Below are 13,429 nucleotides of genomic sequence, written 5' to 3'. Positions count from 1 at the left end.
AGGTTGGACTAGGGCTCACCTCGGAATGAAGGAAGTAGTACCAAACCCCCTGAAAGGACGCACGATGGCCCTCCCTCCTGCCCGCACCCCCTCCGTAGCCATCGCCCGCGTCCTCCGCGGCCTCGGCCTCGCCCAGGGCACCGGCCGCGACTTCAAGGTGGTCGGCGAGTACCGGAACGGCGAGCGCAACGCGACCACCGTCCTCCTCCTCTCCCGCCACGGCGACGAGGTCGCCGCCCAGCACGCGGACGAGATCGAGCGCCTGGCCGCCGAGGCCGGGTGGGCCTTCCGCGTCTCGGTCACCTACAGCACCAGCGGGCGCCCCATGGTCATCATCACCAACGGCCCGTGCGACCGCGCCCGCCAGACCCCGCCCCCGGCCCCCACCGAGCCCACCCCGGAGCCCGCGCCCGAGCCCACCCCGGAGCCCGCGCCCGAGCCCACCCCGGAGCCCGCGCCCGAGCCCGAGCCCACCGAGGACGTCGCCCCGACGGCCGCCGAGCCCGCCGACGACTGGCGTGAGCGCTACCGTCAGCAGCGCCAGGCCGAAGGGCTCGGCTGGTCCCGGCGCCAGGCAGCCCTCGCCGCCTGGGCGTGGGCCGGCCAGGTCCGCATCGACCCCGACGGCACCGTCCGCCACGTGCCCATCCCCGGCCGCGACGGCTACCGCATCGCCGCTCACCTCCTCCCCCCGCTCGTCACCGCAGGCCTCCTGTCCTCGAGCGCCCCCGACGTCAACGGACGGCGCCGCGTGGAAGCCACCGCCGACGGCCGGCGGGCACTGCTCGTCTGGGCCCGGCACAAGCCCACCCCGGCCGAGAAGGACGAGAAGGCGGAGGCCGAACCGCTGCGCCCGCTCCTCGGCGGCGAAGAGGCCGCCCGCCGGGCGCACGAAGCCAGGAAGGACGACGCCCTGCGGCGCGCCGCTCACGACATCTGGCGCGCGGCCTTCGAGCTGCGCCAGGCCGCTGAAGCGCGCGAGGACCGGCTGCGCGCGGTGTGGGTGCAGGCCGAGGGCATCCGCAACCCGACCGCCCGACGCCCGGCCGGGTGGGTGCCCACCGCCGAGCAGATCGCCGAGCACCGCATCCCCGCCGAGCTCGTCGACGAGCTGCGCGCCGACGCCGAGAACCCCCCGCCCCCGCCGCCCCCGCTCACGTTCGACGACTGGCGCAGCCCGATCGCCGAGGACCGCACCCCCGCCGAGCACATCATCCTGGGCCCCGAACAGCTCGGCCTGTTCGGCGGAGTCCCGACCGCTGTCACCCACCACCACTAGCCTGGCCACGCCAGCCCGAGCAAAAGGAGCCCCGCCGATGGGAGCGATCCAGGAACCCACGCCCGCCATGGGCCCGTACCGCACCGAGGTCCGGCGAGAGTCCTTCTACCTGACCGCCCACGGGCCCACCGAGGGGTTCGCCGCGCGCCGCGTCGACGCCCACGCCCTGCGCGTCCCCGCCGACCACGCCCCCCTCATCCTGGCGGCTCTCGACCAGGTCACCGGACACAACGCCTGGCAGGCGTGGGCGGGCACCTCCCGCACCGGGAGGCTCGTCGTCACCCCCGACGACGGCGACCTGCTCCTCCGCACCGACCAGCCGGTCTACGACCAGGCATGGGACGACGAAGAGGGCAAGCACTCGTCGGTGTCGACCGAGATCGAATACGCCGACGTCGACGACCTCCGCCAGCAGCTGGTGGACGCCACCGCCTGACCAGCAGGCCGAAGGGCCCGCCCGGCACCCGCCGAGGCGGGCCCTCCTCGTGTCCGGACACTGTCCGGACGTCCGGCGGGGGCCGTGTCCGGACGGTGTCCGTGCAGGTCAGGGCCCCAAAACTCTTTACCCAAACGAGGTTGGTCAGAGGTGGGTCAGGCATGAATGAGGAGCGACACTCCACCACCAACCACCACCACGGAGGACGTCATGGACCGTTACATCTCCTCGGAAATCCTCGACCTCGACCTCACCCACCGTCCCCCGACCATGTCCCCGGAGTTCTTCGACTCCCTGGTGGAGGAGCAGGCCCGCCTCCGGGTCGAGGAGGCGAGGTTGGCGACCCTCACTCCGGCCCAACGACGGGAGGAGAGTCTGGACCGGTGGACGACCGAGCAGAGGGAGATCGACCGGTACATGGCCCAGGCCGGTGAGGACTACGCCCGGACGGAGAAGGCGAAGGCCGAACGTGGTCGGGAGGAGAACCGGAAGGAGGCGGCGGCGGTGCTCTCCCGGACCTGTATGGGGTGTTTCCAGGTCCCGTCCCGCAACGGGGTATGTGGGTGTTAGTCACCCAGGAGACGACGGCGCCCCACCCGGACCGGGTGGGGCGTCCGCCCGTGAGGCCGTCAGTTCTGGCGCGGCGCCGACGTGCTTCGGTGGCCGGCCGCGATGTCGGCGACCCGCTGCGGGGTGACCTGGAGGTGGGGGGCGATCTCGTCGCGGGTGCGGCCCTCGTCCAGGAGGGACCGCACCGTCTGCTGCCGCTGGGCGCGGAGCCAGCGCTGCAGGTCGGGGATCGCCAGGAGGGCGTCCGTCAGGGCCTTGGCGTGGTCGATGGTGACCGGCCCGGCCGCCAGGTCGGCCAGCGCGCGGAACGGCTCGGGGAGTTGGGGTGTGCTGTCCACGCCCCGATCGTAGTGGGTACCCACGAGCCCGGCCAGCGGACGTGACCCCCGGGGGGAATCGCCGCAGGTCAGAGGCGGGAAATTCCCCGAAATCTTTTACCCAAACAAGGTTGGCTAACGGTGGGTCAGGAAGGATGAAAGTAGAACAACCCACCACAAACCACCAACCCCCAGGGAGCCCGCCATGGACGCCACCACCGCCCTCACCAAGCTCACCGCCCGCGCCAACGGCGCCTTCGCCAAGGCCGAGTCCGCCCGCAAGGCCCTGACCGACGCACTCACGATCCCCGGCTCCCCGGTCGACGGCCTCATGGACGCCGTACTGGCCGCCGACGGCCAGGCCAAGCCGTGGCGGGAGCTGATGGTGCGCATCGAGCGGCACGGCGTCCGTGACGGCCTGGACAGGCAGCGGGCCGAGGCGCTGGAGGCCCTGCTCCACTACGGGTTCTCGATGAGCACCGGCCAGGTCACCAACGCGGCCCGCCACCACGAGGACATGGGCCTCCGCCGCTTCATCAACGTGACCGACGGCATGGACATCGAGGCCGGCGCCCCCGCCACCGCCTGACCACCCCGGGCCGCCCGCACCGGGCGGGCGGCCCTCCCACCCCAGCAGAACCCGATCCAAGGAGAACCGACGTGATCCGCCCGAACACCCTCCAGCTCGAAGCGCTCCGCCTCATCGCCGCTGGCGGCGTCACCGTCCGCGAGTTCGGCCCCCGCAAGAACCTGCGCGTCCTCAACCCCGACGGCACCAACGAGGTCTGGGTCCAGACCATGTGGGCCCTGGAGAACCACGGCTGGACCACGCGAGACTTCTCGTACTCGCTGGCGCAGGGCCAGCCGCTCGTGATCAACCCGAGCGGGCAGGCCTTCGTGGACGAGGCGCCCGCGCCGGACGTCGAGACCGACCCCCGCAAGCGCGGCCTCCTCGACCTCGCCCACCGGGCGCTGCGGGCCGAGCAGTTCGAGCGGGCCCGGATCGCCTCGGTCCTGATGAGCGAAGACCGCGTCATCGGCGCCGACGAGATCACGCGCCTGATGCGCGTCACCGCCAACGCCCTGCCGTGGCGCAGGCTCCTCGCCGCGGCCGCGAACGTGGATCTCTTCGAGACGCTGGCCGAGGTGCGGTCGGCGCTGACCGACCGGCTCGTGGACGGCACCCCCGGGCCCGCCGGCAACCTGGTGGGCGTCGCGGACGGCCTCATGGTCCAGGAGGGCATCCGCGACTTCCTCGCCGCGACCCAGAAGTACGCGCAGCCCGCAGCGAGCTGAGCGAACGCCCCACGCAAGGCAGCCGCGTGGGGCATCGCCCCAGGTCAGCGGCCTGAAATTCCCGGAAACTCTTTAGCCAAACGAGGTTGGCTAACGGTGGGTCAGGAAGGATGAAAGTAGAACAACACACCACAAACCACCAACCCCCAGGGAGCCCGCCATGACGGCCACCATCACCACCGCCACCACCGACGCGGTGTTCGCCGAGGCCGCCCGCGCCACCAGCTGGAGGGTCACCAACCTCGGCCCGGTCACCGAAGTCCGGCACGGCTCCTACACCTGGACGGTCCAGCTCCCCACCGGCAGCGGCCCGGCGACGGTCACCCACCGGGACGGATGGGGCGGCGTCGAATTCGTCGGCATCACGGCCACCCCGGCCCAGACGATCGGAATCGTCGAGGCGGCCATGGCCGCAACCCGGGTCCTCTGACCCACCCCGGCGGGCCCACCCGGGCCCGCCGGCCTCCCCCCTCAACCCACGACGAAGGAAGAGAGCGCGCCATGACCCGCACCCAGACCCCCGCCACCACCGCCCGCCAGGCCGCAGAGGCCGCCTACCGCGCGAACCCGACCCCGGCGAACCTCGCCGCACTGCAGGTCGCGGGCAAGGCCGAGATGGACGAATACCTGGCCGCCTTCGACGCCCGCCACGCGGCTACCCCCACCACCTGACCCCCCGCCAGCGGGGCCACCCGGCCCCGCCGCCCCTCCTCCACCCCCGAAGGGACACCCATGGCCCGCAAGCCCGGACCCATCGCCCACCACTTCACCGCCGACGAGCTGGAGGAGCTGCTGCGCGCCCTGCGCGTCGCCACCTTCTTCGACCACCTCGACATGACCCCCCGGCAGCAGGCCCTCGCAAAGCGGGTCGACGACCTGGTCCACGCGGACATGGCGGGCAAGCTGCCCGAGCCCCCGCCGCTCAGCGGCGAGGCAGTACTGGCCACCGCCATGCGGGCCGCCATCACCTGCGAGACCGCCGCCGTCGACCTCTTCGACGACGGCTTCGAGATCACCGGCCTGTCCGACGACTCCCTGTACGTGTCGGACCGCGCCATGACCCGCGGCGACCTGGCCCGGTTCCTCCGTATCCCCGAAGACCACATCGAAGACGCCCGGTAGCCCCCAGACCCCACCTCACCCCACCAGGAAGGCACCCACCCATGGCCGACATCACGATCAACCACACCCGCGCCGAAGGCACGCTCGTCGACGGGTCCAGCAAGGGCGACGGCGTCTATCAGCTGATGAGCCCGTACGGCTTCCGGTACTCGCGGACGCTCGGGCAGATCTACCTCCCGCACTCCCGCGACAAGCGCGCCCAGACGTGGCGGATCGACTCGGCCCGCGACGCCCTCAAGGCGGCCGGGCACACCGTCACCGTCGAGATCGACGAGACCCAGGCCCGCAGCTTCGCCGAGGCCGAAGAGGAGCGGAACGAGCGGGCCGTCGACCGGGCGCTCTCGTTCGGCGAGCGAGCCGGCCGGGCCGCCTCCCAGTCCGAAGCCGACTGGGCGGCCGGGAGGCGACTCGGCCAGGTCCTCCAGGGTGAACCCATCAAGGTCGGCCACCACTCCGAGGGGCGGCACCGCCGGGACCTCGCCCGCATGGACACCCTCGCCCGCCGCTCCATCGACGGCCAGAAGAAGGCCGATTACCTCCAGGGCCGCGCGGACGCCTCCGCCCACTACGAGCAGCACCGCACCAACCCGGCCCGCACCCTGCGCCGCATCGAGAAGCTGCAGGCCGACGTCCGGGGCAACGAGCGCGAGCAGCAGCGGGCCCGCGAGGTCAACGCCGCCCCCTCCTACATCGAGGAGCTGGAGCGGCGGCACGCGGAGTACACCGAACAGATCGCGTACTGGCAGGCCATCGTCGACCAGGCCGTGGAAGAGGGCTTCAAGGTCTGGGGCAAGGGCGACTTCACGAAGGGCGACTTCGTCCGCGTGGGCGGCCGCTGGTACGAGGTCCTGCGGGTCAACACCAAGACCCTGACCGTGCCCGGCGGCCCCGACCCGCGGAAGATCATCACCCAGGCCACGCGGCAGTACTCCTGGGACGCCCGCCTCCCGTACGACGGCGTCACCGGCCGCATCGGCGCCGAAGAGATGGCCCAGAAGCGGGCCGAGGCCGCCGCCCAGCAGCCCGGCGAAACCGTCCCAACTGTGACAACCGGGTAACCACCGGCTGCGTAGTGGGTACCCACGACGACCGGCGGAATGAATGAAGTAGCACCACAAACCACCCAAACCCCAAGAGCACAAAGGAGTCCGCATGCGAGCCACCATCGCCCGCCCCGTCACCCTCGACCAGTTCTACGACCAGATCGCGGACACCGTCCGCCGGCTCCTCATCGACGAGACCGCCCGCTACCGCGCGGCCACCCGCATCGTGCGGGCCGACGGCACCACCGACGACCAGGAACGCGAGATCCCCGGCAGCGAGCTGCGAGACGAGATCACGACCGTCCTCCAGGTCGCCTACGACCAGGTCAGCCAGTTCGACCCCAACGTCATCGCCCTCCGCTGGGAGCGGCCCGCCCTCCACTCCGACCGCCTCCGGGCCTGGCGCCGCACCTACACCCGGATCGCCTGACCCCACCCGCCCCGGGGCGCACCACGGCAAGTGCGGTGCGCCCCACCCCTCGACCACGAAGGAGCCTCCGATGCAGATCCCCAGCGACGTCCTCGCCGTCCTCACCGACCGCCGGACCGAAATCACGGGCGACAGGGTGCGGATCCCGTTCACCCTCGACGACCTCACCTACAAGCGCCTGAATCACATCCTGAAGGCTTTCGGCGGGAAATGGGACGGCCGCAAGAAGGTCCGCGCCCACGTCTTCCCGTTCCCCATCGAGGACTTCGTGCGGCAGGCCCTCATGATCGGCGAGTTCCCCTCGCGCTTCGACCAGGGGTGGTACCCCACCCCGCCGGCCGTCGTCGACCAGATGCTGGAGATCGCGAGCATCCGCACCGGCATGACCGTCCTCGAACCCTCCGCCGGGGCCGGGGCGGTCGCCGGACCGGCCGCCGGACGAGGCGCCATCGTCGACTGCGTCGAGATCGATGAGCGCCGCGCCCATCTCCTGCGCGAACAGGGCGCCGCCCGCCAGGTCCTGCACCGGGACTTCCTCACCATCGACCCGCTCGACTACGAGACCGGGTTCCGCCGGGTCCTGATGAACCCCCCGTTCGGCAAGGCCCTCGACCACCTCAACCACGCCATCGGCTTCATGGGCCCGGACGCCCTCCTCGTCTCCGTACTCCCCGAGTACGTCACGTACAACAGCGACCGCCCCACCGAGCGGTTCCGCGAGCTGGTCAAAGAAGCCGACGGCGAACTGATCAAGCTGCCCGACAGGGCGTTCGAGTCCTCCGGCACTCACATGCGCACCGTGCTCTGCGTCCTGGCCACCGGCCCCGACAGCCCGCTCCACCACCACGGATGGCACCAGGCCCAGCCCCGGCAGCTGGACCTGTTCGCCGCGTAGTGGGTACCCACTACGACCCGCGCGGGGCGGGCTCCCGGCCCGCCCCGCACCCCCTCAACCGCACCAGCAGAAAGGCACCGCGCATGACCCGCACCGGCCGCATCGCCACCCGAGTCGGCATCGACGACCTGCTTGGCCCCTTCGAGGCCCAGGTCGACCCCGCGCACCGGTGGAACGGCTTCCTCCACCCGCACTTCGCGCTGGACGCCGTCCGCCAGCTCGCCGCCCGCACGCAGGAGGTGGCCGCCCAGCTCGGCCGCGACGCCTACGACACCGTGCACGTCATCGACGGCGGCACCGACAGCGAGGGCCAGCCGCGGGCGGTCGTCCTGATCGTCAGCTGGAGGTACTTCGACGAGGGCCCCGAGGCGGTCACCGACATCGTCCAGCCGGACAGCCGTGGCCTCTACGACATCGGCGGCGGGTCCTGGGCCTGGTCCTTCGCCGGCTGGTGGTGCGCCTGCGGCTTCGACCAGGACTGGCACGAGACGCAGTGCGGGAACTGCGACCTGACCCGCGACACCCAGCCGGCCAAGAAGCCGTGCGACTGCGGGTGCGACCCGAGTCAGGGCGCCCTCGGCGACTACGACCTCGACTCCGAGGCCAGCCGCGCCCACTTCGCGGCGACCGGCCGCTACCTGCGCTGGACCGAATCCGCCCAGCCCTGCGCCTGACCTCCCCTCCCTCAACCGCAAGCAAGGAGCAGAACAGTGGCCTACCGACACGACGGCGAATTCCTTTCAGTACAGGACTGGTTCTGCGGCGCAGGCGGCTCCAGCCAGGCCGCCGAGAAGGTGCCCGGCCTCAAGGTGACCCGGGCGGCGAACCACTGGAAGCGGGCGATCGAGTCCCACCAGCGGAACTTCCCCGGCGTGGCCCACTACATGGGCGACATCCGCAAGGCCCCCGTGTGGGCCTGGCCGGTCACAGACCTCCACTGGGGCAGCCCGGAGTGCACCAAGTGGAGCATCGCCCAGGGGAAGGCGCGGAACTTCGCGAAGGCACTGCAGGGCGATCTCCTCGACCTGTACGCCGAGATGGAGGCCCAGAAGTTCCAGACGGCCGACGAAGAGAGGGACAGCGACGTCACCCGGGAAGAGTCCGAGTCGCGCGCTCTCATGGAGGAAATCCCGCTCTACCTGCGAGGGGTCCAGGAGCGCGGTGGGCTGGTCAAGGCTGGGTGCGTCGAGAACGTGGTCGACGTCCGGGCGTGGGACGAGTGGGACCGCTGGATCGGCGAGATCAAGAAGCTCGGCTATCACGTGCGGGTCATCGCCCTGAACTCGATGCACGCCGACCCGCGCAGCGTCCACCGCGCCCCGCAGTCCCGAGACCGCCTGTACGTGGCGTACTGGCACAAGAGCCTCGGCCGCACCCCCGACTGGAACAAGTGGCTCCGCCCCAAGGCGTACTGCACCGGCTGCGACGCCTGGGTGTCCGCGGTGCAGGTCTTCAAGAAGGACGGCGCCGACATGGGCCGGTACGGCTCCCAGTACGTGTACCGGTGCCCGCAGGTGAAATGCCGCAACCAGATCGTGGAGCCCGAGACGCTTCCCGCGGCCGTCGCCATCGACTGGAGCATCGCCGGGACCCGCATCGGCGACCGTGACACCCCGCTCGCGGAGAAGACGATCCGCCGCATCGAAGCGGGCTTGGAGAAGTTCGCTCAGCCGATGGTCGTGCCCACCGGCGGCACCTGGCGGGACGACGCTTCCAGCCTGGCCGGGCCGATGCCGACCCGCACGACCCGCGAGAACGACGCCCTCGCCGTACCGCCCCTGATCGTCCCGTGCGACGGCCGCGACGGAAAGATCGGCAAGAGCGCGTACCTGCCCATGGGCACCCAGACCGCGCGGGCCGAAGCCGGGCTTGCCTGGCTGCCCTTCGTGGCCGAGATCCGGGGCGGCGCCAGCACCGCCCGATCGGTCGCCGACCCCCTGTGCACCGTCACCGCATCCGGCAACCACCACGGCCTCATCACGCCCGCCATGGTCATGCGGAACAACGGCAGCAAGGGCGCGGGCGGCGAGCACTGCACGACAGTCGACGAGCCGCTCCGCACGATGACCACGACGAGCCCCCAGTCGCTCCTGACCTGGCAGCACCTCCTCGTCCCGTACTACGGCAACGGCCAGGCCCGCCCCGTTGGTGAGCCCGTCGGCGCCCTGACCACCCGCGACCGGTACGCGCTGGTCTCCGGCCCCGTCAAGGTCGACGACGTCCTGTTCCGGATGCTCCAGCCCCACGAGATCGGCAGGGCCATGGCCTTCGCCGACGACTACGTGGTCCTCGGCTCCAAGCGGGACCGCGTCCGCCAGTACGGCAACGCCGTCACCCCGCCCGCCGCCGAGGTCATCCTCTGCGCCCTCGTCGAGTGCATCACCGGCGAAGACATCGACCGCCACGCCCCGCAGGACCGGTTCGGCACCGCCGCCTGACCCCCCACCGCCGGGGGCGGGCGACCGCCCGCCCCCGGCACCCACCTCCCCCTCCCTCCCGAAGGAGACAGCTATGCGCCTCATCGGCATGCCCGCCCTCACCCAGGCCGCCGGAATCCTCGTGGCCGGCTTCAACACCGTGTACGAGGACGACAAGTGGATGCGGGTCCGCCTCCGCCGCGCCGACGGCAGCGGCCTTGAGATCACCGGAGAGCTCGACGACTGGACGATGCGGTTCAGCCCGGCCGCCGTCGACGCCATGGTCCGCGAGATCGCCGCAGTCCTCGACGACCCCGACGGCCGGGCCGTCTTCTCCGTGACGGTCCCCCACGACCGCTTCCCCAGCGGGACCGGCACCTGGGCGTGGAACGTGCCGGACCTCAGCGCACTGACCTCCGAGGGCGCGCCGATGTGGCTCGACGACCCCGCCTCGTACGCCGGAGCCGAGTGGGACCACAGCCTCAACGGCGGCGCGTTCATCGACCTCACCGACACGGCCCTCACCGACGACGTGAAGCAGCTGCTGCTCGCCACCGACATGGCCCGGTACGGCGACCACCGCCCCGGGACGGCCGCGAGCTACCTGTACCGGGAGCTGCGGATCGCCGGCTTCGCCGCGCGGGGCGACGGCGACAGCAGCGGGGGATGGCTCGCCATGGACCTCGGAGGAGACGCAGCGATCTGGATCAACGGCGCCGAGGGCGGCCCGCGCGAGAACGAAGTCGCGTACCCGGTCGGCGACCACCACGGCTGGCTGGCCTGCTTCTACCCCGACGGCGGCTACAGCGGCGAGCACGAAGAGATCTACCGCTCGCGCGACACCGACCTGCGCGCCGACACCCGGGCCGTCGTCGCGGCCGTGGCCGCCCGCATCGCCCAGCACCGCACCGCGGCCGCCGGCGACTGACCGCCGCGCGAGGGGCCGGGACCTTTCCCAGGCCCTCCCTGCCTCCTGACGGCTCGTCACCGGCCCGATGGGAACGCCCAGGTCAACCCGGCCACCTTGACGATTCCTTGACCAAATTCACATGGATAACGAGGGTATCCAAGTGGGTTTGGAGAATGATGAATGTAGAACACAACACCACAAACCACCACCTCCAAGGGAGACAGCACCATGGCCACCACCCTCACCCCCGAGCAGCTCGCCCACGGCCTCCGCATCTTCGCCGAGAACGCCATCGACGCCGAAGAGGCCGCCCGCACCCGGCTGGCCAAGGCGCTGACCGCCGGCAAGCCCATCGACTCCTACCTCCTCGAAGGCGTCATCGAGAAGCAGGCCGACGCGGCGAACTGGCGGAACCTGATCGACCGCCTCGACAAGGGCGAGGACGTGACCGAGGCCGTCACCAAGATCCGCCAGATGTTGACCAAGCGGCTGCTGGAGTACGGCGAGTCCACCTCCACCTCCGCCATCAGCAACGACATCGCCCGCAACGAGCGGGAGGCGGCCCGCCGCTTCCTCGACCGCACCGGCGGCCTGATCTAACCCGCCCCCCAACGGGCCCGCCCCGCCCGGGGCGGGCCCCCCACCCAGCAAGGAGAGGCCCACGATGACCGACACCGCCACGACCCCCGCCCGCACGACCGCAGCCGACGCCTTCAACGACGCCTACGCCGACGCCAAGAACGGACGCCGCGCGGCCGTGGCCGCCGCCGCAGCCTTCGCCGCCACCCTCATCCGCCCCCACTTCCCGGCGGCCACCACCATCAGCGTCGACACCACCGACGGCGAGCTGCGCACCATCCGAGACGCCGACCGCTCCGCCCTCTGGTACGCGCCGGCCAGCGCGGGCGCCGGACTCCCCGACGCCATCGCCGAGGACATCGCCGACGTCATGCGGGACATCCTCGAACTGGGCGCCCACGAGACGGCGCTCGAGGACGCCGGGTGGACGAACCCCGACGCCTACGACGATGTGTACGACCTCGAACTCCCCGGCACCCCGGACGCCCGGGAGCGCCGCGAGTACATCATCGCCGGAGTGAACCGGGGGACCGGCTACACCCTGTGGGACATCGCCCCCGCCCCCACCGACCCGGACAAGCGGACCCGCATCCTGGAAGAGCTGGGGGTCGACGCGGCCGACGCGCTCGGCGCCATCGAAACCGTGTGGGCCGCCACCGCCCGCGAGGCCGTCACCACCCTCCTCGCCGAACTCGGCCAGCGGTCCGGCCTCGCCGACTACGGGCTCACCGACGACAGCAACACCGACTGCCTCGGCCCCGCCGGGACGGTGGAGGCCGGAACGCAGGCAGGCGAGGCCCGCGCCGCGACGCTCGTCGGCGGCACCCTGCACGAGGTGCACGGCACCTTCGAGCCCGGCCCGGCCGAGCTCGTCATCGCCGACGCAGCAGGGGCACCAGCGCGCGAGACCCGCGACCGGATCAGGGCGGCCATCGCGAACTCCGGAATCCAGTGGCCGGTCGGCGCCCTGACGGTCCGTACGGGCTGGGCAGGACAGAACGCGGCCGGTGACCTGGCCGTCGCCTGCGCGGCGCTCGCCGCGGCCGGCTACGTCCCGGCGGCAGCGCTGGAGTACGTGGCCATCGTCGGCGAACTCGGCCTCGACGGCACGGTCCGGCCCAGCGGCGACGTGCCCGCCGCCGTCCGCGCCGCGCGGGAAGCGGGCCGACGCACCGCCATCGTCCCCGCCGAGCACGGCGCGCTCGACCTGCCCGGCGGGTTCGTGTGCGGCGCGAGCAACCTCGGCGACGCCCTCGCTCTGCTCGAACGCGGCGCCCAGGTCATCCAGTAGCGGGACCGCGAGGGCCGGGGAGCAGGCAGCGCTCCCCGGCCCCCGCCCCAGTCCACCACACCACCACGCGAGAGGAGCCCGATGATGGCCGAGCCCTGGCAGCCCCGCCCGATCCGCATGCCCGACGCCCACCTGCCCCACGTCACCGAGCCCGAGTGGCAGTGCCGCCAGTGCGGCACCCCCTGGCCATGCGAGACCGCAGCCGAGCACCTGACACCCGGCACGTGCACCTGCGGCACCCGCACCTGGTGGGAACGACGCGGCCCCCGGCACTGGCACCCCGGCCCCCGCTGCCACACCCCCGCCGAAGGCGTCGCCGCCCGGGCCGCCGACGCCGCCCGGGGCCGCGCCCCGCACTACCCGCCGTCGCACTTCTACCCGGACAAGCCCCGCCGGCGCCGCCAGCAGTGCCCGCCCTACGCGCACACACCGGCCGGACCCGGCGACGTCGCCCCGGGCACGTGGGTCTGGGTCAGCCCGGGTGGACTCCACGCCGGATGGGGCGACATCCACCAGCTGGCGATGCTGACCGCCCTCGACGCCACGGCCTGCGAGGTGTGGCTGCACCTGGACGGCACGGTCCACCGCGTCCGCCCCGACCGCCTGCGGCCCGACAGCTCCCCGATCCGCGCCGCGGCCGTCGCCGCCGGGGTCACGACGTTCCGTCAGTATGTGGGCGCCGGACGGCGCACCCTGCTCCCCGAGTGGGAGTGGACCGGGTGGAGCGTGGCCGACCACCTCGCCCACCGCGACCAGACCCGGCCCGCACCGGCCGCCGAGCCGACACAGGGCGCACTGTTCCTCGCCTGACCTGCGGGCTCCTTGACGATCCCTTGCCCAAATC

Annotated in this window: 18 protein-coding genes; 17 read left to right on the top strand and 1 reads right to left on the bottom strand. The window is 72.2% G+C overall.

Going from position 1 to position 13,429, the window contains the following annotated elements:
- Positions 1 to 64: 64 nt before the first annotated feature.
- From ABZ312_RS09715 to ABZ312_RS09705, 3 genes are all read left to right on the top strand, one after another.
- On the top strand, positions 65 to 1,279 hold the full coding sequence (locus ABZ312_RS09715) for a hypothetical protein (RefSeq protein WP_500437081.1): 1,215 nt from the start codon (positions 65 to 67) through the stop codon (positions 1,277 to 1,279).
- Positions 1,280 to 1,316: 37 nt separating this feature from the next.
- Positions 1,317 to 1,715, top strand: coding sequence for a hypothetical protein (locus tag ABZ312_RS09710; RefSeq protein WP_500437079.1), 399 nt, complete (start codon positions 1,317 to 1,319; stop codon positions 1,713 to 1,715).
- Between the two features lie 210 nt (positions 1,716 to 1,925).
- Positions 1,926 to 2,285, top strand: a complete 360-nt coding sequence (locus ABZ312_RS09705) for a hypothetical protein (RefSeq protein WP_500437077.1) — start codon at positions 1,926 to 1,928, stop codon at positions 2,283 to 2,285.
- 59 nt (positions 2,286 to 2,344) lie between these two features.
- Here the strand turns inward: ABZ312_RS09705 and ABZ312_RS09700 are convergent, their stop codons facing one another.
- Complete coding sequence (locus tag ABZ312_RS09700; protein WP_500437075.1) at positions 2,345 to 2,623, bottom strand: sigma-70 family RNA polymerase sigma factor; 279 nt, start codon at positions 2,621 to 2,623, stop codon at positions 2,345 to 2,347.
- Between the two features lie 184 nt (positions 2,624 to 2,807).
- Between ABZ312_RS09700 and ABZ312_RS09695 the strand changes: the two genes are divergently transcribed.
- From ABZ312_RS09695 to ABZ312_RS09630, 14 genes are all read left to right on the top strand, one after another.
- Positions 2,808 to 3,191, top strand: a complete 384-nt coding sequence (locus ABZ312_RS09695; RefSeq protein WP_500437073.1) for a hypothetical protein — start codon at positions 2,808 to 2,810, stop codon at positions 3,189 to 3,191.
- 71 nt (positions 3,192 to 3,262) lie between these two features.
- Positions 3,263 to 3,898: a hypothetical protein gene (locus ABZ312_RS09690; protein ID WP_500437071.1), complete on the top strand. Its 636-nt coding sequence runs from the start codon at positions 3,263 to 3,265 to the stop codon at positions 3,896 to 3,898.
- 160 nt (positions 3,899 to 4,058) lie between these two features.
- The gene (locus ABZ312_RS09685; RefSeq protein WP_500437069.1) at positions 4,059 to 4,328 is read left to right on the top strand and encodes a hypothetical protein; all 270 of its coding nucleotides are present in this window, start codon (positions 4,059 to 4,061) and stop codon (positions 4,326 to 4,328) included.
- Positions 4,329 to 4,399: 71 nt separating this feature from the next.
- Complete coding sequence (locus ABZ312_RS09680) at positions 4,400 to 4,570, top strand: hypothetical protein (protein WP_500437068.1); 171 nt, start codon at positions 4,400 to 4,402, stop codon at positions 4,568 to 4,570.
- A gap of 60 nt (positions 4,571 to 4,630) precedes the next feature.
- Positions 4,631 to 5,020, top strand: a complete 390-nt coding sequence (locus ABZ312_RS09675; RefSeq protein WP_500437067.1) for a hypothetical protein — start codon at positions 4,631 to 4,633, stop codon at positions 5,018 to 5,020.
- Between the two features lie 41 nt (positions 5,021 to 5,061).
- On the top strand, positions 5,062 to 6,078 hold the full coding sequence (locus ABZ312_RS09670; protein ID WP_500437066.1) for a DUF3560 domain-containing protein: 1,017 nt from the start codon (positions 5,062 to 5,064) through the stop codon (positions 6,076 to 6,078).
- A gap of 94 nt (positions 6,079 to 6,172) precedes the next feature.
- Complete coding sequence (locus ABZ312_RS09665) at positions 6,173 to 6,493, top strand: hypothetical protein (protein ID WP_500437065.1); 321 nt, start codon at positions 6,173 to 6,175, stop codon at positions 6,491 to 6,493.
- Between the two features lie 70 nt (positions 6,494 to 6,563).
- A complete protein-coding gene (locus ABZ312_RS09660; protein ID WP_500437064.1) occupies positions 6,564 to 7,388 on the top strand; it encodes a class I SAM-dependent methyltransferase in 825 nt (274 codons plus the stop codon).
- An 83-nt stretch (positions 7,389 to 7,471) separates the two neighbouring features.
- The gene (locus ABZ312_RS09655; protein ID WP_500437063.1) at positions 7,472 to 8,062 is read left to right on the top strand and encodes a hypothetical protein; all 591 of its coding nucleotides are present in this window, start codon (positions 7,472 to 7,474) and stop codon (positions 8,060 to 8,062) included.
- A 36-nt stretch (positions 8,063 to 8,098) separates the two neighbouring features.
- Entirely contained in the window at positions 8,099 to 9,826 is a 1,728-nt protein-coding gene (locus ABZ312_RS09650) for a DNA cytosine methyltransferase (protein WP_500437062.1), read from the top strand.
- Between the two features lie 73 nt (positions 9,827 to 9,899).
- Positions 9,900 to 10,733, top strand: a complete 834-nt coding sequence (locus tag ABZ312_RS09645; protein WP_500437061.1) for a hypothetical protein — start codon at positions 9,900 to 9,902, stop codon at positions 10,731 to 10,733.
- Positions 10,734 to 10,943: 210 nt separating this feature from the next.
- On the top strand, positions 10,944 to 11,315 hold the full coding sequence (locus tag ABZ312_RS09640; RefSeq protein WP_500437060.1) for a hypothetical protein: 372 nt from the start codon (positions 10,944 to 10,946) through the stop codon (positions 11,313 to 11,315).
- Between the two features lie 64 nt (positions 11,316 to 11,379).
- The gene (locus ABZ312_RS09635; protein WP_500437058.1) at positions 11,380 to 12,585 is read left to right on the top strand and encodes a magnesium chelatase domain-containing protein; all 1,206 of its coding nucleotides are present in this window, start codon (positions 11,380 to 11,382) and stop codon (positions 12,583 to 12,585) included.
- A gap of 81 nt (positions 12,586 to 12,666) precedes the next feature.
- Complete coding sequence (locus tag ABZ312_RS09630; RefSeq protein ID WP_500437056.1) at positions 12,667 to 13,395, top strand: hypothetical protein; 729 nt, start codon at positions 12,667 to 12,669, stop codon at positions 13,393 to 13,395.
- Positions 13,396 to 13,429 lie beyond the last annotated feature (34 nt).

This window comes from Streptomyces sp. NPDC006207, assembly GCF_040613835.1.
In the GTDB taxonomy this organism is placed as follows: domain Bacteria; phylum Actinomycetota; class Actinomycetes; order Streptomycetales; family Streptomycetaceae; genus Actinacidiphila.
This window is presented reverse-complemented; position numbering and strand designations above follow the sequence as displayed.